At 64.1% G+C, this 24,059-nt stretch carries 19 protein-coding genes; 12 read left to right on the top strand and 7 right to left on the bottom strand.

What is annotated here, in order from left to right:
* Positions 1-7: 7 nt before the first annotated feature.
* The 5 genes from ACSQ23_RS13990 to ACSQ23_RS14010 all read right to left on the bottom strand — a co-directional run bounded on the left by ACSQ23_RS13990 (position 8) and on the right by ACSQ23_RS14010 (position 7,484).
* The gene (locus ACSQ23_RS13990) at positions 8-1,378 is read right to left on the bottom strand and encodes an alpha-glucosidase/alpha-galactosidase (RefSeq protein ID WP_156384582.1); all 1,371 of its coding nucleotides are present in this window, start codon (positions 1,376-1,378) and stop codon (positions 8-10) included.
* 27 nt (positions 1,379-1,405) lie between these two features.
* Positions 1,406-3,076, bottom strand: coding sequence for an ABC transporter ATP-binding protein (locus ACSQ23_RS13995; RefSeq protein ID WP_082533307.1), 1,671 nt, complete (start codon positions 3,074-3,076; stop codon positions 1,406-1,408).
* Between the two features lie 9 nt (positions 3,077-3,085).
* Positions 3,086-4,309, bottom strand: coding sequence for an ABC transporter permease (locus tag ACSQ23_RS14000; RefSeq protein ID WP_436090980.1), 1,224 nt, complete (start codon positions 4,307-4,309; stop codon positions 3,086-3,088).
* A complete protein-coding gene (locus ACSQ23_RS14005) occupies positions 4,306-5,319 on the bottom strand; it encodes an ABC transporter permease (RefSeq protein ID WP_055879882.1) in 1,014 nt (337 codons plus the stop codon). Before ACSQ23_RS14005 ends, ACSQ23_RS14000 begins: the two co-directional genes overlap by 4 nt.
* A gap of 77 nt (positions 5,320-5,396) precedes the next feature.
* Positions 5,397-7,484 carry an ABC transporter substrate-binding protein gene (locus ACSQ23_RS14010; RefSeq protein WP_055879042.1) on the bottom strand — a complete coding sequence of 696 codons (2,088 nt, stop codon included), beginning with the start codon at positions 7,482-7,484 and terminating at the stop codon, positions 5,397-5,399.
* Positions 7,485-7,645: 161 nt separating this feature from the next.
* Between ACSQ23_RS14010 and ACSQ23_RS14015 the strand changes: the two genes are divergently transcribed.
* Positions 7,646-8,572: a helix-turn-helix domain-containing protein gene (locus ACSQ23_RS14015; RefSeq protein ID WP_055879045.1), complete on the top strand. Its 927-nt coding sequence runs from the start codon at positions 7,646-7,648 to the stop codon at positions 8,570-8,572.
* A gap of 451 nt (positions 8,573-9,023) precedes the next feature.
* Positions 9,024-9,596: a LysE family translocator gene (locus ACSQ23_RS14020; RefSeq protein WP_436090981.1), complete on the top strand. Its 573-nt coding sequence runs from the start codon at positions 9,024-9,026 to the stop codon at positions 9,594-9,596.
* Here ACSQ23_RS14020 and ACSQ23_RS14025 read toward each other — a convergent pair.
* Both ACSQ23_RS14025 and ACSQ23_RS14030 read right to left on the bottom strand, forming a co-directional pair.
* Positions 9,593-11,449, bottom strand: coding sequence for a DUF5054 domain-containing protein (locus tag ACSQ23_RS14025; protein ID WP_436090982.1), 1,857 nt, complete (start codon positions 11,447-11,449; stop codon positions 9,593-9,595). The genes ACSQ23_RS14020 and ACSQ23_RS14025 overlap by 4 nt on opposite strands.
* 153 nt (positions 11,450-11,602) lie before the next feature.
* On the bottom strand, positions 11,603-12,640 hold the full coding sequence (locus ACSQ23_RS14030) for a LacI family DNA-binding transcriptional regulator (RefSeq protein WP_244488441.1): 1,038 nt from the start codon (positions 12,638-12,640) through the stop codon (positions 11,603-11,605).
* Positions 12,641-12,957: 317 nt separating this feature from the next.
* On the opposite strand from ACSQ23_RS14030, the gene ACSQ23_RS14035 reads away from it, so the two are divergent.
* The 10 genes from ACSQ23_RS14035 to ACSQ23_RS14080 all read left to right on the top strand — a co-directional run bounded on the left by ACSQ23_RS14035 (position 12,958) and on the right by ACSQ23_RS14080 (position 24,057).
* Complete coding sequence (locus ACSQ23_RS14035; protein WP_055879054.1) at positions 12,958-14,319, top strand: extracellular solute-binding protein; 1,362 nt, start codon at positions 12,958-12,960, stop codon at positions 14,317-14,319.
* A 298-nt stretch (positions 14,320-14,617) separates the two neighbouring features.
* A complete protein-coding gene (locus tag ACSQ23_RS14040; RefSeq protein WP_055879057.1) occupies positions 14,618-15,535 on the top strand; it encodes a carbohydrate ABC transporter permease in 918 nt (305 codons plus the stop codon).
* Positions 15,532-16,362, top strand: coding sequence for a carbohydrate ABC transporter permease (locus ACSQ23_RS14045; RefSeq protein ID WP_055879059.1), 831 nt, complete (start codon positions 15,532-15,534; stop codon positions 16,360-16,362). Before ACSQ23_RS14040 ends, ACSQ23_RS14045 begins: the two co-directional genes overlap by 4 nt.
* Positions 16,362-17,474, top strand: coding sequence for an ABC transporter ATP-binding protein (locus tag ACSQ23_RS14050; protein ID WP_055879062.1), 1,113 nt, complete (start codon positions 16,362-16,364; stop codon positions 17,472-17,474). The genes ACSQ23_RS14045 and ACSQ23_RS14050 overlap by 1 nt, the downstream gene beginning before the upstream one ends.
* A gap of 148 nt (positions 17,475-17,622) precedes the next feature.
* The gene (locus tag ACSQ23_RS14055; RefSeq protein ID WP_436090983.1) at positions 17,623-19,038 is read left to right on the top strand and encodes a CehA/McbA family metallohydrolase; all 1,416 of its coding nucleotides are present in this window, start codon (positions 17,623-17,625) and stop codon (positions 19,036-19,038) included.
* Positions 19,039-19,041: 3 nt separating this feature from the next.
* Positions 19,042-19,893: a sugar phosphate isomerase/epimerase family protein gene (locus ACSQ23_RS14060; RefSeq protein WP_436090984.1), complete on the top strand. Its 852-nt coding sequence runs from the start codon at positions 19,042-19,044 to the stop codon at positions 19,891-19,893.
* The gene (locus ACSQ23_RS14065) at positions 19,893-20,963 is read left to right on the top strand and encodes a Gfo/Idh/MocA family protein (RefSeq protein ID WP_436090985.1); all 1,071 of its coding nucleotides are present in this window, start codon (positions 19,893-19,895) and stop codon (positions 20,961-20,963) included. The genes ACSQ23_RS14060 and ACSQ23_RS14065 overlap by 1 nt, the downstream gene beginning before the upstream one ends.
* A 244-nt stretch (positions 20,964-21,207) precedes the next feature.
* A complete protein-coding gene (locus ACSQ23_RS14070; RefSeq protein ID WP_436090986.1) occupies positions 21,208-22,359 on the top strand; it encodes an extracellular solute-binding protein in 1,152 nt (383 codons plus the stop codon).
* A complete protein-coding gene (locus ACSQ23_RS14075) occupies positions 22,356-23,234 on the top strand; it encodes an ABC transporter permease (protein ID WP_436090987.1) in 879 nt (292 codons plus the stop codon). Before ACSQ23_RS14070 ends, ACSQ23_RS14075 begins: the two co-directional genes overlap by 4 nt.
* 1 nt (position 23,235) lies before the next feature.
* Positions 23,236-24,057: an ABC transporter permease gene (locus tag ACSQ23_RS14080; RefSeq protein WP_436090988.1), complete on the top strand. Its 822-nt coding sequence runs from the start codon at positions 23,236-23,238 to the stop codon at positions 24,055-24,057.
* Positions 24,058-24,059 lie beyond the last annotated feature (2 nt).

Raw genomic sequence — 24,059 nt, forward strand, 5'->3', positions numbered from 1 at the left:
CTTGCCCTTACGCGACGCGCTGCTTCTTGGCGGGACGGGCCCAGGCCGGGATCCAGTCGCCGTGGGCGGCGAGGAGGTCGTCGGTGAGGTTCCAGATCTGCTCGAGGTCGAGCTCGGCAGCAGTGTGCGGATCCATCATCGCAGCGTGGTAGATGTGCTCCTTGTTCTCGGTCATCAGCGCCGCGACGGTGAGTTCCTGCACGTTGATATTGGTGCGGATGAGCGCCGTCAGCTGCGGCGGCAGGTCGCCGATATAGGTCGGCTGGATGCCTGAGGCATCGACAAGGCAGGGCACTTCGACGGCGGCGTTGTGCGGCAGGTTGGTGATGACGCCGTTGTTGCGCACGTTGCCGTAGATGACGCCCGGCTCACCGGTCCAGACCGAGTTGACGATCTCGGAGGCGTATTCCTTGGATTGCTTGACCTCGATGGTGTTGGCCTTGCGGTACTCGTCGGAAGTGGTCTTCCATTTGGCGATCTGCTCGACACAGCGCTTGGGGTACTCGTCGAGCGGGATGCCGAACTTCTCGATGATGTCCTCGCGGCCTTCCTTGATGAAATACGGAGTGTACTCGGCGAAGTGCTCGGAGCTCTCGGTGACGAAGTAGCCGAGGCGAGTCAGCATCTCGTAGCGCACCTTGTTGGGGCAGCGCGGGTTCCAGGTCGGCTTGGGCGCCCTGCCCTCGCGGTAGGCACGAACCAGGTCCGGGTAGAGATCGCGGTACGACCCGTCGGGCTGGCGATGCTCGAACTTCAGATAGAACGCCATGTGATTGATGCCGGCCGAGCGGTAGCGGATCTCGGAGTACGGGATCTCGAGATCGTGGGCCAATTCCATGGCGGTGCCCTGCACCGAATGGCAGAGGCCGACCTGCTTGATGGTCGGGTACTTCTCGGCGATGGCCCAGGTGTTGATGGCCATCGGGTTGACGTATTGCAGCATCACCGCTTCGGGGGCGACTTCCAGCATGTCCTCGCAGATCGACCACAAATGCGGCACGGTGCGCAGGCCGCGCATGATGCCGCCGACGCCCAGGGTGTCGGCGATGGTCTGACGCAGGTTGTACTTCTTGGGCACCTCGAAATCGACGACGGTCGAGGGCTCGTAGCCACCGATCTGGAAGCAGACGACGACGAAGTTGGTGCCATCAAGCGCTTCACGCTGGTTCGAGAAGGTCTTCACCGTGGCGGGAACGCCCAGGGTGTTCACCAGCTTGCCGGCGATGATGGCGCTTTCTTCGAGGCGCTGCGGGTTGATGTCCATCAGGCGGATCTCGGCGCCGGTGAGCGCCTCGCGCTGCAGGATGTCGCCGACGATGTTCTTCATGAACACGGACGAGCCGGCACCGATGAAGGTGATCTTGGGGTTAGCCATCAAAATGTCTCCGCTAGTATGGCTGGGCCTTTAGGCCGCGATTTCGAAGGCGGCTCGGACGAGCCGCGATGTGTATTCGGTCTTGGGGTTCTCAAGAACCTCGCTGACCGGCCCCTGTTCGACGATCTTGCCGTATTGCATGACCATCACCCGGTGGCACAGGGCTTTGACGACCTTGAGGTCGTGCGAAATGAACAGATAGCTCAGGCCCTTCTCCGCCTGGAGCTTGCGCAGCAGCTCGATGATCTGGGCCTGCACCGAGAGGTCGAGCGCCGAGGTCGGTTCGTCCAGCAGGATGAACTCAGGCTCGAGTGCGATGGCGCGCGCGATGGCGAGGCGCTGGCGCTGGCCGCCCGAGAACTCGTGCGGGAAGCGGTTGAGGATGGTGTCGGGCAGCCCGGCATCGCGCAGCGCCTGGCGGACCCGGTCACCGCGCTCGCGGGAGTTGCCGCCGAGACCGTTGACGATCAGGCCTTCCTCGATGATCTGGCGCACGCTCATGCGCGGGTTCAGCGAGGCGAACGGATCCTGGAAAACGATCTGCATGCGGCTGCGCAACGGCCGCATCGCTTTTCGGTCCTTGGTGTCGATGCGTTCGCCATCGAACAGGATCTCGCCTCCCTGGTTGCCGATCAGGCGGATCAGCGCCTGGCCAAAAGTGGTCTTGCCCGAGCCGGACTCGCCGACGAGGCCGAGGGTCTCGTGCTTCTTCAGGTTCAGCGACAGCTTGTCGACGGCAACCAGCTCGAAGAAATCCGGGCTGAAGAAGCCGCCGCGTTTCAGCGTGAAGGCCACCTTCACGTCCTTGCCCTCCAGCACCGTCGGCGAGTTGGCCTCGATCGGCCTGGCCGAGCCCTTGGGTTCGGAGGCGAGCAGATGCCGGGTGTAGCTGTGGCGCGGATTGGCGAACAGCGCCTCGGTGGTGTTGTGCTCCTGAACCTTGCCGTTCTGCATGACATAGACGTAGTCGGAGAACCGTTTGACGATGGTCAGATCGTGGGTGATGAGGATCACCGCCATGCCGTATTTCGACTTCAGATCCTTGATGAGGTTGAGGATCTGGGCCTGCACGGTGACGTCGAGCGCGGTGGTCGGCTCGTCGGCGATCAGCACGTCGGGGCGGTTGGCGAGCGCCATGGCGATCATGACGCGCTGGCGCTGGCCGCCCGACATCTGGTGCGGATATTGGCGGAGCCGCGCTTCCGGCTCGGGGATCTGCACATCCTCCAGCAGTTGCCGGGCGCGCTTCATCGCTTCGGCACCCGAGATGCGGTTGTGCAGGTGGAGGATTTCGCAGAGCTGGGCACCGACGGTGTAGATCGGGTTCAGCGAGCTCATCGGCTCCTGGAAGATCATCGACATGTCGTTGCCGCGGAGCTTGCGCATCCCGGCATCGGGGAGCTTCAGGATGTCCTTGCCGCCGAGCGTAATGCGGGACTTGCCGCTGATCGTCGCGCGCCTGGTGAGGAGGCGCATCACGGTACGGGCGGTGACAGACTTGCCGGAGCCGCTCTCCCCCACCAGCGCGATAGTCTCGCCCTTGTGGAGCTGGAACGAGACATCGCGCACGGCATTGACGATACCGCCTTCGACCTTGAAATCGACCGCAATGTTGCGGGCGTCGAGGATCAGTTCGCGACCGTGACTGCCCAGGTCGTAGCGCTCGGGCGGAGAGAGATCATTGGTGTCGATGGTGCTCATCTCTTCACCTCAGTAGGGGTCGATAGCGTCGCGGAGGCCGTCGCCGAGCGCATTGAATGCGAACACGGTGATCAGCACGAAGACGACGGGCGAGAGGATCCAGGGATAGGAGCCGATCACCGAGAAGGTGCCGGTATCCTGCAGCATCAGGCCCCAGGAGATCAGCGGTGGCTTCACAGCGAAGCCGAGATAGCCGAGGAAGCTCTCGAGCAGCACGACGCTGGGAATGGCGATGGTCACCGCGACGATCAGGTGGCTCGAGACGTTGGGCAGGATGTGACGCAGGATGATGCGCCAATCGGACGAGCCCACCGCGACAGCGGCGCGCACATACTCGATGCGGGCAAGCGCCAGGGTTTTGGAGCGCACCTCGCGGGCGAGCTGGGCCCAGCCAAGCACCGCCATGACACCGATGACGAAGGCGATGAACACCGGCGAAGGCGCCGTCACCGGGATCAGCGAGGCGAGCGCCAGGTAGAGCGGCAGTTGCGGGAAGGCAAGCACCAGGTCGACGAAGCGCTGCACCCAGGCATCGAGCCGGCCGCCGATATAGCCCGAGGCGATGCCGACGAGCGTGCCGATGGTGGTGGTGAGCAGCACCACGACGAGCGCAATGGTGAGCGAGATCTGCGAGCCGACAATGCCGCGCGAAAGGATGTCGCGGCCGAACTTGTCGGTGCCGAGGAAGTGGATCGGCCGGCCGTCGACCGAGCCGAAGAAGTGGATATTGGCCGGGATGACACCGAGCAGATTGTAGCGGTGGCCGGGGACAAAGAAGCCGAGCGCGGTGGGATTGGTTTTGTCCGGACCGGTCATCGGCTGGAAGGTGATGGGGTCGAACTCCCCGGTCTCCACGATCGGGTAGACGAATGGAATAAGGCTGAAGCCCCCGTCGGGGGCGCTGAACTCGACGTGGTCGGGCGGCGCGAAGGCGATTTCGGCCCGCTTTGGGTCCATCGGCGCGAAGAAATCGCCAAAGATGGCCATGAGGATCAGCGCGACGGTGAGCACCAGCCCGATTATGCCCATGGTTGAGCGACGGAAGCGCCGCCAGACCAGGGCGGCATAGGTCTCGTTGCCGTGGGCAAAGCGTCCGGCGGGCGTGACAGTCTTTCCGTCGGCCAGTGGGTCGGCGGGCGGCAGCTGGTGACCGGTCGGGGTGGCGAGTTCGGCAGAGTTGGCGGCGCCAGTTTCGGTGGTCGAGAGGGTCGGCTTGTCAGCGATGGTGCTCATTCGCGGTTCTCCCCACCAAGTCGGACGCGGGGATCGACTGCGGCGAGCAGCAGATCGGCGACGATGTTGCCGATGATCAGCGTGGCGGCGAGGACAAGCACGAAGGTGGCGGTGACGTAGACGTCGCCCACCGCCATGGAGCCGACAATGGCCGGCCCGACAGTCGCGAGGCCAAAGACGATGGCGACCTCGATCTCGCCGGTGAGCATGTAGGGCAACGCCACACCCTGATAGGCGATCAGCGGATGCAGCGCATTGGGCACAGCATGCTTCATGATCACGGCGCCTTCCGACATGCCCTTGGCTCGGGCCGTCTCGACGTATTGGCTATTGAGCACGTCGAGCAGGTTCGCCCGCATGACGCGCATATTGTAGGCGAGGCCGCCGAACGTGGCGATGAAGACGACCGGCCAGACATGCTGCACCAGGTTGAGGAACTTGTCCCAGCTCCAAGGCGCGCCTCCGTATCTCGAGGAGAAGAAGCTCCCGAGCTCCTGTACGTTCAGCTTGAAGGCGAGGATGTAGATGATGATCAGCGCCAGCAGGAACCGTGGCACGGTCATGCCGAGAAATGAGATGACGCCGAAGGTGGTGTCGATCCAGCTGTATTGTCGGGTGGCAGCGATGATGCCCATACCGATGCCGATGACCGACGCAAAGAAGTGACAGGTCAGCGCCAGGAGGACAGTGCGTGGCAGGCGCTCGGCGACGACGTCGCTGACCGGCTTGTTGTAAAACAGCGAGTGACCGAAATCGAAGCGGGTGACGATGCCCACCATCCAGTTAACGTACTGGACCGGCAGCGGCTCGTTGAGGCCGTTCTGTTCACGATAGATATCGGCCTGCTTTTCGGCCTCTTCCATCGTCGCGCCGCCCTGATTGATCAGCATCGAGCGGATGTAGTCGCCGTAGTCGCCCGGAGGGGCCTGGATGATGGCGAAAGTCACGACGCTGAGAACCAGCAGGACCGGCAGGGCGGCCAGGAGTCGCATCACCAGAAAACGTAGCAAGTGCATATCAGTCTCTCCTCCGGTCAGGTGGCAAGGGGGCGAGTATACCCCCTTGCCGCGGGTTCCGTACGGTGCGGTTAGAGTGAAGCCGCGCCGGCAGAACCCGGCTCACCCGGGAGGGTGTTGGGGTGCAGTTCGTAAGCCTGCTGCTTGTCGGTCGGGACGTAGACGCGTTCGCGGATGATGTTGTCCTCGGCCCACTGGAACATGTAGATCGGCGCGCCGGCCGGGATGTTGGCGAAGCGCTTGTTGATGATCAGCGCACCCGGATACTGGGTGAGACCGATGCCGAACAGGTTCTCGGTGTAGAGCTTCTGGTAGGTCTTCATCAGCTCGCTGCGCTTGGCGGCATCGTCAGTGGCGATGAACGCGTTGACGCTGTCGACCAGTTCCTGCTCCCACGGCAAGAGATCCAGCGTGCCGTCAGTGCCGGCGCGGTGCGATCCGTTGACCTGCGGACCGGTTGGCGCCAGAGCCGACGTGTTCTGGACCACCGAGATGAGCTCGGAGCCGTTACGGGCAACGCGCCAGTCGAACTTGCCCGACTGGTAAGTCGCATCGTGCTGCGTACCGGTCAGGAAGTTGGCGATGACGCGAATGCCGAGCGGCTCCATCATGGCGATGACGCCTTCGGCAAGGTTCTTGTCGGTCTGGTAGTCGGCGTTGGCGAGCAGCGTGATCTCGACATCGGCGCCACCAGCGGTGCCGGCGGGGAAGTTCACCACGCCATTGCCGTCGGTATCGACGAGACCGGCCTTGGCCAGCTCTTCCTTGGCGGACTCGAGGGAGAACGGATAGTAGACCGTCGAATCCTTGTCGTAATAGGTCGTGCCGGCATAGAGGCCGCCCGGATAAATGGCCGTGAACGGCCCCTTCACCAGAGCTTCGCCGAGACGCTGACGGTCAATCGCGTAGGTGATCGCCTTGCGGAAATCCTCATTGCGGTTGAGTTCGCGGATTGCCTGTCCACGCGCATCCGGTTCGCCCCAGCCATTGCCGGAGAGGTTCGGGTAGAGCGTGTAGCCGATGGTGCGGGCACCGAAGGCGAGACGGGCGGGGGCGTTGGGATCGGCAGAGCGCTTCAGCGCCTCGACATAGCTTTCGGCCTGTTCGAGGTTGGAGAAGTCGCCGGTGCCGGCCACGGCCTGCACGTCGCGATCCGCCCAGGTCGAGAGGCGGAAATGCACTTCGTTCAGGTAGGGCAGCTGGTTACCCTTGTCGTCGACCTTCCAGTAATAGGGGTTGCGGCGCAGCACGATGATATCGTCCGGACGGTACTCGACCGGCACCCAGGCGCCCATCACCGGGATGTTCATGTAGGTGGGCGGAATTGCGTTCTTGTACTCGTCGTAGGTCGCGCCAGCCTTGTACTTGGGGTGGAGCGGCTTGAAGATATGCGCCGGGCCCGGACAGAAATTGCCGTGCGCCATCTGGTAGAGGTACTGCTTGGGGAACGCTTCCTTGAAGGTCCAGAGCAGGGTGTACTTGTCCAGCGCTTCGAGCGTGGTGCCCTCGCCGAACATCTCGGGCGAGGCGCCGTTGAGCGGCGTCACGTTCGGATCGATGACGTTGTCTTCCCAGTAGAAGATCGCGTCCTCGGTGGTGAATTCCACGCCGTCCGACCACTTGGCGCCCTCGACGAGGTGCATGGTCAGCTTGTGGCCGTCTTCGGACCATTCCCAGCTCTTGGCGAGGTTGGGCAGCGGCGCCAGTTCCTCGGCCTTGACCTCGAACAGCGGCCCGGTACGGGTCAGACATTCCATGGTGGAATTGTCCACACCACCCCAGCCCTGTGACTGGCCGCCCATGTAGTTCCAGCCTTCCGGCCGGCCGCCGATGACGTGACGCATCACGTCGCCGTAGACGCCGATGCCGTCGGGCATGTTCGACGCCTTGAAGATCAACGGTTCCTTGGGCAGGCGCTCGGCGACCGGCGGGAGCTTCCCGGCGTCGACAAAGGCCTTCACGAAATCCGGCTCGTGGTATTCCGGCAGCGTGCCGTACTCATAGATATCCTTGGCACCGACGAAGACAGGCGTTCCCTGTGCATCGAATTTCGGCGGATCAGGTGGGGTCGTCGGCGGAACGATCTGGGCCTGCGCAGCGAAAATCGAAACGCCAAGCAGAAGCCCTGCCCCGCCAAGGGCAAATAGGTGTTTACGCATGTTTCCTCCCTAGGCTCGAGACCGGCACAACACGCACCCGGCAGCAGGCCTCCAACCCGCCACCACTTGTCCCAGCCTCAAAAGGGTAGACCTTGCGCCAACGCGAACAATCCGATTATCTGAATGAGTATTTCCGGTTTTTACAGATTGCTACAGGACCGATGAACGAGCAGCCGCAGCACTTCCTGCCGGGCAAGCCGCGAGAGAAAGCCACCGCCCCGGTGCCGCGTCCGGACCGGCGGTTTTACGCCCAGACGCAGGCGTTTGGACGCTTCGGCATCCGCTGGTTCGATCCGCAGATCATGCCGGAAGAGCACTTCCACGGTCATATCGAGCTGAACTGGCTGACCACCGGCAGCATGGACTACGTCATCGACGGACGGCCGCTGCGCATTCCATCGGGCCGGCTGGTGCTGTTCTGGGCGGGTATCCCGCACCAGACCACGGCGATCGACTATGGGGTGAACCACGACAGCCGGCAGTGCAATGTCTACCTGCCGCTCGACAGTTTTCTGCACATGCCGAACCTGGGGCAGCTCACCGAGACGATGATGGGCGGCGGAGTGGTGATGCTGCCGCCCGAGACGATCGGCGCCGATACGCTGACGCGCTGGTACCAGGATTACCGCTCGGGCGATGCGGAGCGGACAGACATCCTCAAGGAAGAAATCGCGCTGATGCTGCGACGGGCGGCGGTGACCGGCTGGGATGTCCTGATGGAGCCGTGGATCGAGAGCGTCGGTTCGACGATGCGGGCGGCCTCGCCGCTGCGCTACGTGGTGGCGATGATCCGCCACATCCTCGAGAACCTTTCGGAGCCGCTCAGGGCCGAAGATGTGGCCAAGGTGGTCGGACTGCATCCCAACTATGCGCTCAACCTGTTCACCGAGGTGATGCGGGTGCCGATGCACAAGTTCGTGGTGCGGATGCGGCTGATCCGGGCACGTTCGCTGCTGTTCGAGGGGAGCCTGTCGATCGAGAACGTAGCGTTCGAGAGCGGCTTTTCGGCGCTGAGCCAGTTCTACGTGCAGTTCCGCAACGCCTACGGGCTGACGCCGCGGCAGATGCGGGCGCACTACCTCAGGTGAGACTGGCTACAGTCAGATGAGCCGGTGGCTGTGGCCCCCACCCCTGTCCCCTCCCCGCAAGGGGCAGGGCTATCGCATATGGCGGCGATGGGCACCTCTAGCCTTCTCCCCTTGTGGGAGGAGGTGCCCGAAGGGCGGATGAGGGGTCCGCGCAACGAAGCGTAGCGCGGCCGGAGCGAAGCGACGGACGATGAGTACGCGGAGAGAACCCCTCATCCGGCCTTCGGCCACCTTCTCCCACAAGGGGAGAAGGCCATCCAACTACTGTCAGTGCTCCATATGCGATAGCCCTGCCGCAAGGGGGAGAGAGACCCCAACACTGACATCTCGGCACTGTCGCCTCCCTCCCCCTTGCGGGGAGGGATCAAGCGTGGGGGTCAGCTCGCACCGGGTCTTGCGTTCGCCCCCGGTCCCGCGCTTCACTCGCGCGTAACGCGTACGAAGGCCCCCGATGACCGACCCGATCCTGTTCATGCTTGCGGTGCTGACCTTGCTTGGCACGCCCGGACCGACCAATACGCTCTTGGCGACATCCGGCGCCACGGTGGGGGTACAGCGGTCGGTGCGGCTGCTGGTGGGTGAGTTGGCCGGCTACCTGATCGCCGTCGGCACGATCCGCATCGTCCTGGGACCGGTGATCCACAGCTACCCGCTGGTGGGGATCGCGCTCAAGGCGGCAGTAGTGCTGTACCTGATCTGGACGGCGATCAAGCTCTGGCGCCACAATGCCAGTCTGACGCAGAGCCAAACGACGATCGGCATGCAGTCGGTGTTCGTCACCACGCTGCTCAACCCCAAGGCGCTGATCTTCTCGCTCAGCATTATCCCGACCAACCATCCGCAGATGGGCTGGTACGTGCTCGGCTTCGCCCTGCTGGTGCCGCTGGTGGGATTCGCCTGGATCCTCGTGGGCCGGGCGATCGGCGCGGCAGCCGGCGACCGGCACACCGGCGTGGTGCGCAAGGTCGCCTCGGTGGCGCTGGTCGGCTTTGCCGGGGTGATCGCGGCCTCGGTGCTGGGCTAGAGTTCCAGCACGAACCGCGCCTCAAACCGCTCGGCGCCCCACCACATGGGGAAGTTGGTGCCCCATTTGTTGTTGTGGAGATTGAAGCGCAGGCCGGAGGAGAAATCCGGCGGGCTGGGGTTGAACGGCATGAACTTCGTCGCGGTCGGCGCGACCAGCGGCGTGTCGAGCGGTCGGAGTTCGACACCGGCAGTGCGCACGGCGGCGACGGCCTGGAGCTGACCACCGCCCTTGTGCGCAATGCGGTTCGCGGGCAGCCACTGCCCCATCTTGAGGAACTGCCAGTCGTGCACATCTGCCGGCGTGAAAGTAACAAAGCTCGCCTCGGGCATGCGGTTTGCCGGCTTGTCGAGCAGCTCGACGGTGATTTCGAGGTGGCGGCTGTCGAGCGCGCGGAAACGGCAGGCGACGCGTGCGGGAGCGCCGAGAGTGGCGTGCGCAGCAGCGTCGAGGGTCGCGGCGCCGTCCACCAGTTTCGGGGTGAAGCTCAGGGAGCGCGCCGAGGCGGCCTGATCGAGGCCGGGCTTGATGTGGTCGAGGATGGCCCACTGAGCGCGGTGCGTCAGGTAGGTGTCCATGTGGGCGGCGACGTCGGAGGCGTCGTAGCTCTCGTAGCGATAGCCGAGGAGGCAGCCCCCCTCGCCGCGCAGCTCGACGCCGGCGGGGGAGCGAATGAGGATCACGTCACCGGTGTTGGGATCGGTTTCGACGAACCAGCCGGTGCCCTCGATCGCCGGATCCTCGGCGGCTTCGGCCAGCGCACGATCAGCAGGCTCAAGCTCGGCGACAGCAGCGTCGAGATAGGCGCGCTGCTCGGCCCAGGAGGCCTCGGAATACTGGAAGCGGTAGTCGGCGACGCGAGCGGCTTCGAAGGCCGGGCGGTCCCAGGCCTGGTCGTCGCGCAGGTATGACTTGATGTCGACGCCCCAGGTGTGCTCGGCGACCATGGTGAGGCCGCGACCGAAAGCCCGACGGCTGGGAGTGAGCGCTTCGTCGGCAAAGCCATCATAAAGGCGCTGCAGGTGCAGGAAGCGCTTGATCTTGTCCGGATCGGTGCCGGCGCCGTGGATCCAGTTGTCGCCGAGCTCGAGGTCGACAACCGGGAACTGCTCGCGGCGGGCCCAGAGAATTTCGCCATAGGCATCGAGGGTAGAGGCAACGATCTCAGTCCCCGGGTTATGGCCCTGCAGCTCGCGCCAGGCGTCGACGGTCTGCGGGACGCTTTGCGGGCCCATGTTGTCGTTGGTGTGGGCGAAGCCGAGGCCCTCGTCAAAGCCCTCGGGGAACGAGGTTTCGCCGTAGGATTTTTGATACAGCACGACGATCTCGGCGCCGTCCGGGGCGCGCCAGCGGAAGACGTCGGGGACATCGGGCGGCGGCGAGGCGGAGTTGACGCCAAGGTGCAGGAACTTGACTCCGGCCTCGGCGAGCAGCGGCACGATGCCGATGGTGTGGCCCGGGACGTCGGTCATCTTGCTGGCAATCGTCTGTTTGCCGAAACGCTTGTCGAGTTCCTGGCTGTAGCTCAAGCCGGCGCGGAACACGGACGGCGACATCAGTTCGGAATGGGTGGTGAAGGGCAGCGCGTGCCAACGGATCAGGCCGCGATCGATGGCGCGCTCGAGCCGCTGCACCCGCTCCGGGCTTTGCGAGTTCAGGTGATCCCAGATCAGCCAGGCCCCGGTGGTCCAGATGAACTTGGGATGCTCAGAGTCCTCGGCGAAGAAGTGCTCGCCGGTATCGATCGCCTGCGGGATGAAGCGCTCGTGGTACTGGGCGCGCACCTTCGTTGCGTGGTCGGTGAAGCCGATATCGAGGTGGGTCTTGAAGACCAGATGGATCTTTTTGGTCACTGGGGATCTCGTGTGTCGATATTCAGGTGATGCCGGCCTGCAAATGGCGGCCTTCTGCGCTTCCGGTACTCACGTACCCAAACGTACGCTCCGTTCCGGTTCTCGAAGTCCACCATTTTCGACTCGGCCTGACCTGAATCTCGACACACGAGGTCAGCCCACGGTGCCGCGGACGACCAGGCGGGTCGACACGGTTTCGGTGAGCGAGGGTGAGGTGGGGTTCTTGAGGCGGCGGAGGATCAGGCGCAGCAGCGCCTGGGTGCGCTCGGCGAGGTCGAGCTTCACCGTGGTGAGGTTGTAGCTCTTCCAGTGCGACTGGTGGATGTCGTCAAAGCCAACGACCTTGACGTCCTGCGGCACGCGCAGGCCGAGTTCGGTGCGCAGCGCATCGATAGCGCCGAACGCGCCGACGTCGTTGGCGGCGAAGATCGCGTCGACCGGCTCGCCTAGGCGAAACTGGTTCACTGTCTCGCGATAGGCGGTATCGTACATGTAGTCGCCCTGAATGCGGATCGGTGGCGGCAGGCCGCGCTCGGCGATCACCTTGCGCACCATACGCTCACGTGACTGGGTGGCGAGCGAGTTGGACTTGCCGGCGAGGAAGGCGAAGCGGCGGGCGCCATAGCCCTGCATCAGCGCCACGGCCTGCTCGATGCCCTCGCGCTGCAGCACGTCGAGCCGATCGAACAGTGGCGCAGCTTCCTCCTCCGCCGCTTCCTCGTCGGGGTACCCAATATAGATCGGCACGGCGCGATCGAGCACCCGGGCAAGCGTGGTGGGGCGGACGTTCTCGGCATAGGCGATCACCGAATCCGGGTTGAAGCCCTTCATGTAGGTGAGGAGCGTCTCGTCGAGCGAGAGATCATCGCGGGTGCGGAACAATAATGTCGCGAAGCCCTCGGCCTGCAGCGCCGTGGTCATGGCGTCGAGCTCCTGGCTCTCCCAGGGGCCGGAGATATCGGGCACGATGATGCCGACGAGATGCGAGCGGCCGGTGACCATCGAGCGGGCGGCCATATCCGGAGTGTAGTTCAGCTCCTGCGCCACCTTCAAAATCAGGTCGCGCTTTTCCGGCTTGATCGAAGCATGCGGGTTGAAGGCACGGCTGACGGCGACGCGCGAAACGTTGGCGGTGCGCGCCACCATGTCGGCGGTCGCGCGGCTGCGGTTGCGGGTGACCGGATCGCTCAAAGGGTCCGCCTTGCTGCCCTACAGTGAAATCGTGTGCAAAACTGTTCTGCCGGTTCATTTCGAGCGCTGTCAAGCCGATCCGGCAACGAAACAACCTAACTCACTGATGTTACGGAACAATGACCGACGTCCGGCGGAATAGAACAAACATTCTATTGCGACGTCATCACGCTGTCATTCGCAACAGGCATTCTACGGCTTGACGATGAATGAAAGCGTGTTCATTCTGAGATCGTGAGCTGCGGCGGGGAGGATTGACCGTCGCTATCGCCAATTCGGCGCCCGCAATGCGGCGCCACCAAGGGAGGAATTTCGCGATGAGCAATCGCCTGCGCGCCCTGTATCTGGGGCTTGCAACTGCCACTACGATGATCACGCCCGCCTTCGCGGTCGACCTGACGGTGATCTGCCGCTGCGTCGTCGGCGGGGTGAACAGCGAGACCGCCACCTGGATCAAGGACAGCGTGATCCCCGGCTTTACCGCGAAGATGAAGGCCGAGGGCAAGGACGTCACCGTGTCGCTGAACGAGTTCGGCGGCAAGGACGAGCAGATGACCCAGCAGCTGGCGCTCGATTTCTCGACCGGCGCCGGTGCCGACGTCGCAGCGTTCGACGGCTTCCTGATCCCCTCGTTCGTCGAAGGCGGGCTGCTGAAGCCGCTCGATGAAGTGGCTGGCGCCGACGTCAACAGCTGGGAAGGCTGGAGCCACATTTCGGAAGGCGCCAAGTCGCTGATGAGCTATGGCGGCAAGGCCTATGGCCTGGCGCTCGGCACCGACGTGCGCGCCATTTTCGTGCGCAAGGAATTGCTGAAGTCGGCCGGGCTCGACCCCGACAGCTTCCAGCCCAAGTCGTGGGCCGAACTGCTCGACGCCGCCCGCGCCATCAAGAAGGCGAACCCCGACTCGTTCCCGCTGCAGCTCAATGCCGGCGTGAACATGGGCGAAGCCACCACCATGCAGGGCTACTACATGGCGATCCTCGGGACGGGCGAAAGCGTCGTCGACGAGAACGGCAAATACATCGTGGCCAGCCAGGGCATCCTCGATACCCTCAACCTCTACAAGACCATCTATGTGGATGAGCAGCTCGGCGACCAGCGGGCGCAGCTGCTCGGCGACGGTCGCAACCGCACCTTCACCAACTTCCGCGACGGCAAGACGGCGCTCCTCGTCGAAGGCGACTGGTTCTTCAACTCGGTGATGGCGCCCGGCGCCGAATTCGGTCTCGAGAACCGCGACGCCGAAGTCACCTGGGCCTCGATGCCGGCGCAGGAGCCGGGCAAGGGCTATCGCGGGCAGGACTACGTGACGGTTTCAGGCGGCACGGGCTTCGTGCTGAACCCCGCCACCAAGAACCCGGCCGAGGCCTGGGCGCTCCTGAGCTACATGAACAGCCAGGAATCGCTGACCGCCTTCCAGGGCTTCCGTGAGGCGCGCCGCATCCGCGACGACGTGGCGACGCCGAACAATGTCTACCTGCAGAAGACGCAGGAGAGCCTGTTGCCGCTGACCACCGCGCGCCCGAACGACCCCAACTACAACAAGGTGTCGGCCGAGATTCAGCGCATGACCGAAAGCGTGGTTTCGGGCGAAGCCAGCCCGGCAGACGCGATGGCCGCCTACAAGGCAGCGGTGATCGCGATCGTCGGCGAAGCCAATACGGTTTCGAAGCTTTAGCTTCGAAGGACGTCCTCCCACGCCCGGCCCTCCCTGAGCCGGGCGCTCCCTGGGAACGCCTCCCCGGCACCCTGTCTGCGGCCGGGGAGGTTCCTTTTTTTCGATTGGGGTTTGTCACATTGACACGGTTACTGGCGACTGAGGCATCCGGGCTCGCCGCCCCCCTCCCCAACCCTCCCCGCGAGGGGGAGGGTGCCGTTCAGTGTACCTGGCAGGATCGCGCCAATTCCACCGGCGGGCACCTCCCCCCTTGCGGGGGAGGTTGGGAGGGGGGAGCCGCGCGCTCCAGGTTCTCAGCATGAAAAAGAAGAACTTCTCGCTTCTCTCCCACCGCGCCGGCGCTGCCTTCCTTGCCCCCGCCGCGGCACTGGTGGGGGTGTTTGTGCTGCTGCCGTTCTTCTGGGTGATCTTCGTTTCGTTCACCAACCGGACGCTGTTGGGCAAGACCGCGCTCAGCCCGGAGTTCGTCGGGCTCACGAACTATTTCCAGCTGTTCGACCCGGCGACATTCTTCACGCGCGGGCAGTTCGGCTTTTCGCTGATCCTCACCACGCAATTCGTGCTGCTGTCGGCGCTGGTCGGGCAGGCGCTGCTCGGGCTGCTGCTGGCGTGGCTGATGCAGACCATCCCCCCTGCCCTCAAGCGGATCGTCGAGACCGCTGTGATCGCGGCCTGGATCCTGCCGGAAGTGGTGATCGGCTTCGCCTGGTTCGCCTTCCTCGATTACGACAACGGCACGCTGAACATGATCCTCAGGGGGCTCGGGCTGCCGGCGGGCGACTTCCTGCTGCAGCAGCCGTTCTGGGTGATCGTCATCTTCAACACCTGGCGCGGCGCGGCCTTCTCGATGATGCTGTTCAACTCGGCCTTCGCGTCGATCCCGCCGAGCTATTTCCAGGCGGCGGATGTGGCCGGCGCTTCGAGCTGGCAGAAGTTCCGAGATATCGGGCTGCCGTTGATCCGCGGCCACGTGGTCACCGACCTGATCCTCATCACCATGTGGACGTTCAACGTGTTCACGCCGTTCATCCTGACCAATGGCGGGCCGAGCTACCGCACGGAACTCCTGTCGATCTACAATTACCGCATCGCCTTCCGGGAGTTCGATTTCGGCAAGGGCGCGGCAGTGGGCGTGATCATCATGCTGATCAACCTCATCTTCGCGCTGATCTACCTGTCGTTCGGAAGGAAGAAAGCCAAGGCGGTGGAAGAATGAGGCTGAGCTTTCCGCAACTGCTCGCCCGCATCGGCTTTTCGGCGCTGGCGGCCATTATCGGCATCCTGTTCGCGCTGCCGCTGATCTGGTTCATCTTCGCGCCGTTCAACGCCCGGGCCGAGCTTGGCATCGCCATTCCCGACCCATGGACGCTGCAGAACTTCCTCACCGTGTTCGGCAATGGCTTTGCCATGCGTGGGCTGCTCAACAGCCTGATCCAGAGTGTCGGCGGGGTGATCCTCGTCGCGGCCGCAGCGACGCTGGCGGCCTACGCGCTTTCCCGCTCTTCGATCCCCGGCAAGGGCATGATCACCTATGTGCTGCTGCTGTTCTCCTCGGTGGTGTCGGGGACGGCGGCGATGGTGCCGATCTTCCTGATCGTCTCGTCGGTGGGGCTGATGGACACCCATATCGCTGTCATTCTGGTGTTCGCCGGCGGGCTGCTGCCGACGGCGATGTTCATCCTGCGCGATTTCATCGACGGCATTCCCAAGACCTATGAGGAAAGCGCCATGGTGGCCGGCGCGTCACCGGTGCAGGCGTTCTTCGATGTGGCGCTGCCGGTGATCCGGCCGGGCATCGTGGTCGTGGTGGTGTGGGCCTTCGTCAACATCTGGGGCTCGTTTCTGATCCCCTTCATCCTGTTGCGCTCGGATGACCTGATGCCGTCGTCGGTCGCCATCTACTCGTTCTACTCGGAGGCGGGGACGCCGATCGTGACGCTGCTCGCAGCCTATTCGCTGATCTACTCCCTGCCCGTCGTCGCCCTCTATCTCTTCGTCAGCTGGAAGTTCGGCTTCCGCTTCTTCGGTGGAATCAAAGCGTAATGGCCTCGGTCGAATTCCAGAACGTCACCAAGAGCTTCGGCACCTTCAATGCCGTCTCGGACATCAGCTTCAAGGTCGCGGACGGGGAGTTCATCTGCCTGCTCGGCCCATCTGGCTGCGGCAAGACCACCAGCCTGAGGATGATCGCCGGGCTCGAAACCCCGAGTTCGGGCAAGATCATGATCGGGCCCGATGACGTAACCCACCTCCACCCCAAGGATCGGCAGATCTCGATGGTGTTCCAGGATTACGCGCTCTACCCGCACATGAACCTCGCCGACAACATCGCTTACCCACTGAAGGTGCGCGGCGAGAGCGTCGAGAAGCGGCACAAGCGGGCCAAGGAAGTGGCAGACGTCTTGAAGATCGGCGACCTGCTCAACCGGCTGCCGAGCCAGATCTCGGGCGGGCAGCAGCAGCGCACTTCGCTGGCGCGAGCGCTGGTCTATCCGAGCCGGGTGTACCTGTTCGACGAACCGCTCTCCAACCTCGATGCGAAGCTGCGGCTCGAAGCGCGCGGCTTCCTCAACCACCTGCAGCGCGACATGGGGATGACGGCAGTCTACGTGACGCACGACCAGGCGGAAGCCATGGCGCTGGCGACGCGAATTGCGGTGATGGATCGCGGCCGGATCGTGCAGTTCGCGCCGCCGATCGAGATCTATCGCCGGCCGGCGACAACGTTCGTGGCGAATTTCGTCGGCAACCCGCCGATGAACATGATCCCGGTCGAAGGGACAATCGAGGGCGAGCGGCTGCAGCTGCGCGCACACGGAGTGCTGGTGCGGAATCTGCCGATTTCCCAGGGGATCAAGGCGGCGCTCGGCAAGGGCGCCGGGCTGACGCTGGGAGTGCGGCCCGAGCACCTGAGCATGGGCACGATCAACGACGTGAACATGGTCAGCGGCAAGCTGTTCGCCAACGAAAATATGGGCCCCGAAAAGCTGGTGACCTTCGAGCGCCAGGACGGCGGTCGGGTGACGGCGCGGATCTTCACCGACGACGCGGTGGAGACGAGCGAGAACGTGGCCTTCACCTTCGACGGCGCGCACGCGACGCTGTTCGATGCGGAGGGCAAGCGCATCCCGGCGGATGGGGAGATGCCGCTGTGAGGGTGGCACTGCTGACTGAGAGAGACTCCCCCCTCCCATCCTCCCCCACAAGGGGGGAGGTGCCGCATCGAGTGTCCGGCATTATCGCGCCACAGCCCCGACTCTTCACCTCCCCCCTTGTGGGGGAGGCCGGGAGGGGGGTGGCCGCATGACCCAGATCGTAAGGGTCAATGTCACTCGCGCCGACCAGGCGAAAGACCCCTATTTCTACATCCCGGTCACCGTCCCTGCAGGCACCACGCGGATCGATGTGACGCTGGCCTATCCCAAGGCGGATGACTGCGTGATCGACCTCGGGATGTTCGATCCCGGGATGACCGCCTATCCGTCCGAGGGCGGGTTCCGAGGGTGGTCGGGCGGGTTTCGCGATCGGTTCCATGTGGCGACCGACAGCGCCACCCCGGGCTATGTGCATGGGCCGATGCCGGCGGGTGAGTGGAACGTCATCCTCGGGCTCTACAAGGTGCCGGTCGATGGCGCCGAGGTGACGGTGACGGTCGAGCTCGACAGCGCCGCGCGCCCCACCAATCCGCAGCCGGAGCGGACGTTTCCGGTGCGCGCCGGAGCGGGGTGGTATCGCGGCGACCTCCACTGCCACACCTTCCATTCCGATGCGGCAGGGTCGCCCGAGACACTGCACAAGGCGGCGCTGCAGGCCGGGCTCGATTTCCTCGCCATTGCCGACCACAACACCATCACGCAGCGACGCTATTTCCATCCGGCCTCGTCGCCCGACCTGGTGTTCGTGCGCGGCATGGAGGTGACCACCGCCGTCGGGCACGCCAATGTCTATGGGGTCGATGAGTGGATCGACTTCCGCATGACCAAGCCGTCGGACGCGCATGTGCTGGCCGACATGGTGCACCGCAAGGGCGGGCTCTTATCGATCAACCACGACAAGCCGACCATCCCCTGGGATTACGAGTTTCCGGCGGCCGACTGCCAGGAGGTCTGGCAGTCGACCTGGATGGCGTGGAACTGGGTGTCGCTGGCGCGCTGGCAACAACGGCTGGCGTCGGGTTTGCGGATCTCGGCCATCGGCGGCAGCGACTTCCATCAGCCGGCGAAGCTCCAGCCGGAGGGGCCGCTGGTGCTGGCGCGGCCAACCACGGTGCTGTGGCTGCCGGAACTCAGCGAAGACGCGGTGCTCGCGGCCATGAAGGCCGGGCGCGGCTATGTCACCGAAGGGCCGAAGGGGCCGCATCTCGAGATCACCGTCAACGGCCAGCCAATGGGCTCGGCGGTGACGGCGCCGCTCCACTGCGAGGCGATCGTCCGCGGCGCGCGCGGCGACGTGCTGCAGTGGATCGATGCGCGCGGCACCATCACGGAGCAGGAGATCACCAGCGGCGACTGGCTGGGTGAGCTGGCGCTGCTCGACGGCGCCGAAAAGTTCGTGCGCGCCGAGATCATCGCCAAAGCCAGCAGGCCTTGGCTGATCGAAGAGTTCACCAAGGCGGCGAGCGAGCGCGGCGAGTTGCCGTGGCAGCTCAAGGGGTCGCACCTCACGGACGAGCCGATCCGGCGCGCCATCTCCAACCCAATCTACATCGATCAGGACTAGCTCATGTTTATCGGCAATGCCCCGTGTTCCTGGGGCATCAACTATCCCACCGGCAACGCCTACAGCTGGCAGGAATATCTCGATCAGGTGGCGGCCTCGGGCTATCGCGGCACCGAGCTCGGGCCGTTCGGATTCCTGCCCAAGGACAAGGCAGTGCTGGGGCCGGAGCTCGACAAGCGCGGGCTGACGCTGATCGGCGCGACGCATGTGCACACCTTCGGCGACCGTGCTTCCGCACCGGTGCTGATGGCGACGCTGCGCGAGTTGGCGCCGCTGCTGAAGGACCTGGGCGCGAAACACCTCGTCATCATGGATGAAAGCAACTGGTACCCCGAGGGCCAGGAAGGCGTGCTCGATCGCGAGGGCTGGACCGGGCTCACCGCCACGGTGCGCGAGGCGCAAGCGGTGATCGAGGGCGAGTTCGGACTGAAGGCGAGCTTCCACCCGCATATCGGTACAGCAGTGGAGTTCGAACGGCAGATCGACCGGCTGCTCGAGGAGACCGAAATCGACCTCTGCTTCGATACCGGACACCATGCCTTCTGGGACCAGGATCCGCTGGCCTATATGGAAAAGGTGTGGGGGCGGATCGCCTACATGCATCTGAAGAACGTCGATGCGGCGGTGCGCCAGCGCGTGCTCGACAGCAAGCTCTCGGTGGCAGCGTCCTATGGCGCCGGGGTGATGGCCCCCCTGCCCGATGGCGCCGTCGACATCCAGGCAGTGATGCGCTTCCTCGACCAGAAAGGCTTCGACGGCCCGATCGTCGTCGAACAGGATATCGCCGAGCATGCAGCGGAGACACCGCTCGAACTGGCAAAGCGCAACTACGTCTACATGCAGGCGATCGCGTGATGGCAAAGCTCAGAGTCGGCCTGATCGGCCTCGGCGAAGTCGCGCAGCTGATGCACCTGCCGCTGCTGGCGGACGACCAGCGCTTCGAGATCGCGGCGGTGACCGATGTCTCCCCCAGCCTCGTCGCTCACGTGGCGGAGCGCTATGGAGTGAAGACCCGGCATGCGAGCGTCGAGGCGCTGATCGCCGATCCCGCAATCGACGCGGTGTTCATCCTGACGCCGGATTTCCTCCATGCGCCGCTCTTGGAAAAATCCATACGCGCCGGCAAGCATGTGTTCATCGAGAAGCCGGCGGCGCTGACCGCGGCGGAACTGAAGCCGTTGCTGGAGCTCGACAAGACCAACACCAAGACAGTGTTCGTCGGCTATATGCGACGCTTTGCGCCAGCGTTCACCGCCCTCAAGGAACGGCTGCCGCCGCGGGAGGAAATCCGGCACGTGCGAATCCGTGACCTGATCCGCGAGAGCCAGTTCTTCGTCGACCAGTCGCGCAATATCTTCCGGCCCACCGACGTGCCGGCGGAGGCGATTGCCGATGGCCGGACGCAGACGCAGGCGCTGCTGAAATCAGTGATGGGCGAGGCGCGGCCGGATCAGCTGCGGGCCTACCAGGTGCTGACCGGACTCTCGTCGCACAGCTTTTCTGCGATGCGCGAACTTTTCGGGGTGCCGAATTCGGTTGCGGCGGCGCGGCAGCATCGCGGCGAGAACGTGCTGGTGATGTTCGACTACGGCACGTTCACCGCACTCTACGAGGCGGTGATCCATGACGTGGCGCGGTTCGACGCCGGCATCGAAGTGCTGACGCTGAACCAGCACTTCAAGATCAACTACGACACCCCCTACGTGCGGAACCTGCCCACCCGGCTGGAGATCACCACCTCGGATCTGCACTCCACCGGCACCGAGATCATCGGGCCGTTCTACGAGGATGCTTTCCGCGTGGAGCTCGGCGCCTTCCACCATGCGGTGACAACTGGGGAAAAGCCCAAGACGTTGCTGACAGACTCTCTCAAAGACCTCGAGTTGTTCGCGGAAGTCGGCCGTCACTTCTTGTCGCAAAACTGACGTCGTCAACGCCCTGAAAGCCCCGGAAACCGGGGCTCTCCCACTGTCATCCTGATGTCATGGGAGTGCGGTTTAAGCGGCTGGAACACGCGCGCGGAATAAATCAGGCGCGCGCTGTCACAATGGAATTTCCGTTCCATTTTTCGCTTGCCAGCGGGCCCACCGAGATTAGTCTGGTCCCTACGGTCGGCGTCAGATTGACCTGCCGCGGGATGGCCCGCAGGCGAACCTGGGAGAGACAACGATGAAACGTCGTGCGTTTATGCTTTCGGTCGGCGGCGCAGCCGCCGGTATGGTGCTGCTGCCGCGGATGGCCTTTGCCGAAGCCGGCAAGATCGACTGGTACACCTCGTCGGACCAGAACATTCTCGACTTCTGGACCAACGTGGTGAAGCCGAAGTTCGAGGCTGCCAACCCGGGCGTCACCCTGAACCTCGTGGATGCCGGCGACGCAGCCGGGCAGACCGCGATCGGCGAACGCGCGCTGGCCGCGATGCAGACCAAGACCGACCCGCAGGCCGACTATTTCGAATCCGCCGACTGGCGCCTGCCGGCCGGGGCGGCCGACGCCGGGCTCTATGTGAACATCAAGGAAGCCGGGCTCTCGAACTATTCCAAGATCAACCCGCTGGCCTTCGACGGTGACTACTCGGTGCCGTATCGCGGTTCGCAGGTGCTGCTCGCCTATGACACGACCAAGCTCGATCCGGCCAACGCGCCCAAGAGCTTTGCCGACCTCGTCACCTGGATCAAGGCCAACCCCGGCCAGTTCATCTACAACCGTCCCGACAAGGGCGGTTCGGGTGGCAACTTCGTCCGCCGCGCCATCCTCGAGGCGAACGGCAAGGACCTCGGCAAGTTCAAGATCGACAACTTCACGCAGGAAGCCGGCGACGCCGCGCTGAACCCGGCCTGGGAGATCCTCAAGGACCTTTCCGGTTCGCTGTTCGATAACGGCGCCTATACCTCGGGCAACACCCAGTCGATCCAGCTGCTGGGCCAGTCGGCGGTCACCATGATCCCGGCCTGGTCGGACCAGGCGATCCAGGCGATCAACACCGGCGTACTGCCCGAGACCACCGGCCTCGTGCAGTTGCAGGACCTGGCGCTGCCGGGCGGCTTCTCGCGCTCGGTCGTCTTGTCGAACGGCGTCAACAAGGATGCCGCGCTGAAGCTCGCCGACTTCATCCTCACCGAGGAAGTGCAGTCGGCCGTGCTGAGCGAACTCGGCGGCTTCCCCGGCGTTGCCTGGGACTATGTCAGCCAGGACCTGCGCGAGAAGTACAAGGACGTGATCCCGACGACCATTCCGGCGTTCCCGGGGGGTGACTGGGAAAAGGCCATCAATGATGGCTGGTATCGCAACGTTGCTCCCAACGTGGATCGCAACGCGTGAGCCTTTCGGCCACGAGCGACATCGTCGGAACCAAGACTCGCAGGGGGCTCACGGGCCTCCTGCTGGTCGCCATTCCGGTATTCCTGGTCGTCTGGATGATCATCTGGCCGATCATTTCGGCCATCGGACGGACCATCTGGCTGCCCAATGACGGCGGGGCGGGCAGGAGCTTCTCGCTCGAGACCTACAAGTTCTTCTTCACCGATCAGTACAGCCTCAACAACCTCAGCGTAACGCTGTGGACCACGGGCATCTGCGCCCTGCTGCTGGTGCTGATCTGCCTGCCGATCGCGCTCTACCTGCGCTTCGCCAAGGGGCGGCTTGCGGCCTACGTGCAGGGCCTCGCGATCTTTCCGATGTTCGTGCCCTCGATCATCCTGAGCTACGCGATCATCCGTGTGCTGGGACCCAACGGCACGGTGGACCTGCTGCTCAATTCGGTCGGGCTGCCGCATATCCGCTCGCCCTACCTGACGCCGTGGGGGCCGGTGATCGGTTTGGTGTGGGACAATATCCCGCTGACGGTACTGATCCTGCTCTCGGGACTGGGCAACGTTTCCAACCAGTCGATCGAGGCAGCGCGCGATGTCGGCGCCGGGCGGCTGGCGGTGCTGTGGCACATCATCCTGCCGCGCATCTCCAATTCCATCCTGGTGGCGGTGAGCTTTACCGTCTTGGGGATCTTCTCGGCTTTCACCCTGCCCTATGTGCTGGGGCCTGCGGCGCCGGAAATGATGGGGCCGTTCATGCAGCGCACCTTCCGCGACCTGAACGATCCGACCAACGCCATCACCCAGGCAGTGATCGCCTTCTGCTTCTGCATCGTGTTCGGGCTGTTCTACGTCCGCTCCGTCGCCAAAAACCGGAATCCGTGAGATGGCGCGCACCCTCGTAGAAAAACGCATCGACTGGACCGGCATCTTCTTTGCCGTGGCGCTGACCATCGTCATCGTCTTCCCGTTGCTGGTGGTGGGGACCTGGGCCTTCACCAATGTGTGGCGCTACCCCTCGGTGATCCCGCAGGAGTTCGGCCTGAAGTTCTGGCAGCAGACGCTGGCGCGAGCCGACGTGTGGAGCTCGATCACCATGAGCCTCAGCCTCGCGACCATGGTGACGCTGCTTTCGGCGATCATCTGCCTGCCGGCCGCCTACGCTTTCGCGCGGATGGATTTTCCGGGGCGCAGCATCCTGTTCTTCTCGTTCCTCGCCGGGCATGCCTTCCCCAAGTTCGGCCTGCTCGTCGCCATCGCCGGCATCTTCCTGCAGCTCAACCTGATCGGCACGTTCTGGGGGGTGGTGCTGATCCAGCTGGTGGGCACGCTCCTGTTCATGATCTGGATTCCGGTAGCGGCGTTCCAGGCGGTGGACCGGCGGATGGAAGAGGCGGCGCGCGACGTCGGCGCCGGACCATTCCGGGTGTTCTGGTCGATCACCCTGCCCCAGGCCGGACCAACCATTGCGGCGGCGGTGCTGCTGAGCTTTGTCGGCACGTTCTATGAGACCGAGGGCGCCTGGCTGATCGGCGCACCGCAGATCCGCACCCTGCCGGTGCTGATGATCAGCTTCATCAACAACCAGCCGGTGATCCAGTATGGCGCGGTGCTTTCCGTGCTGCTCTGGGTGCCGAGCTTCATCGCGCTGCTGTTTGCGCGCCGCGTCATCAGCTCGGGCAGTTTTGCCAAGGGCTTTGGCGGTTAAGG

Source organism: Devosia sp. LjRoot16 (genome assembly GCF_964252795.1).
Taxonomy (GTDB): domain Bacteria; phylum Pseudomonadota; class Alphaproteobacteria; order Rhizobiales; family Devosiaceae; genus Devosia_A.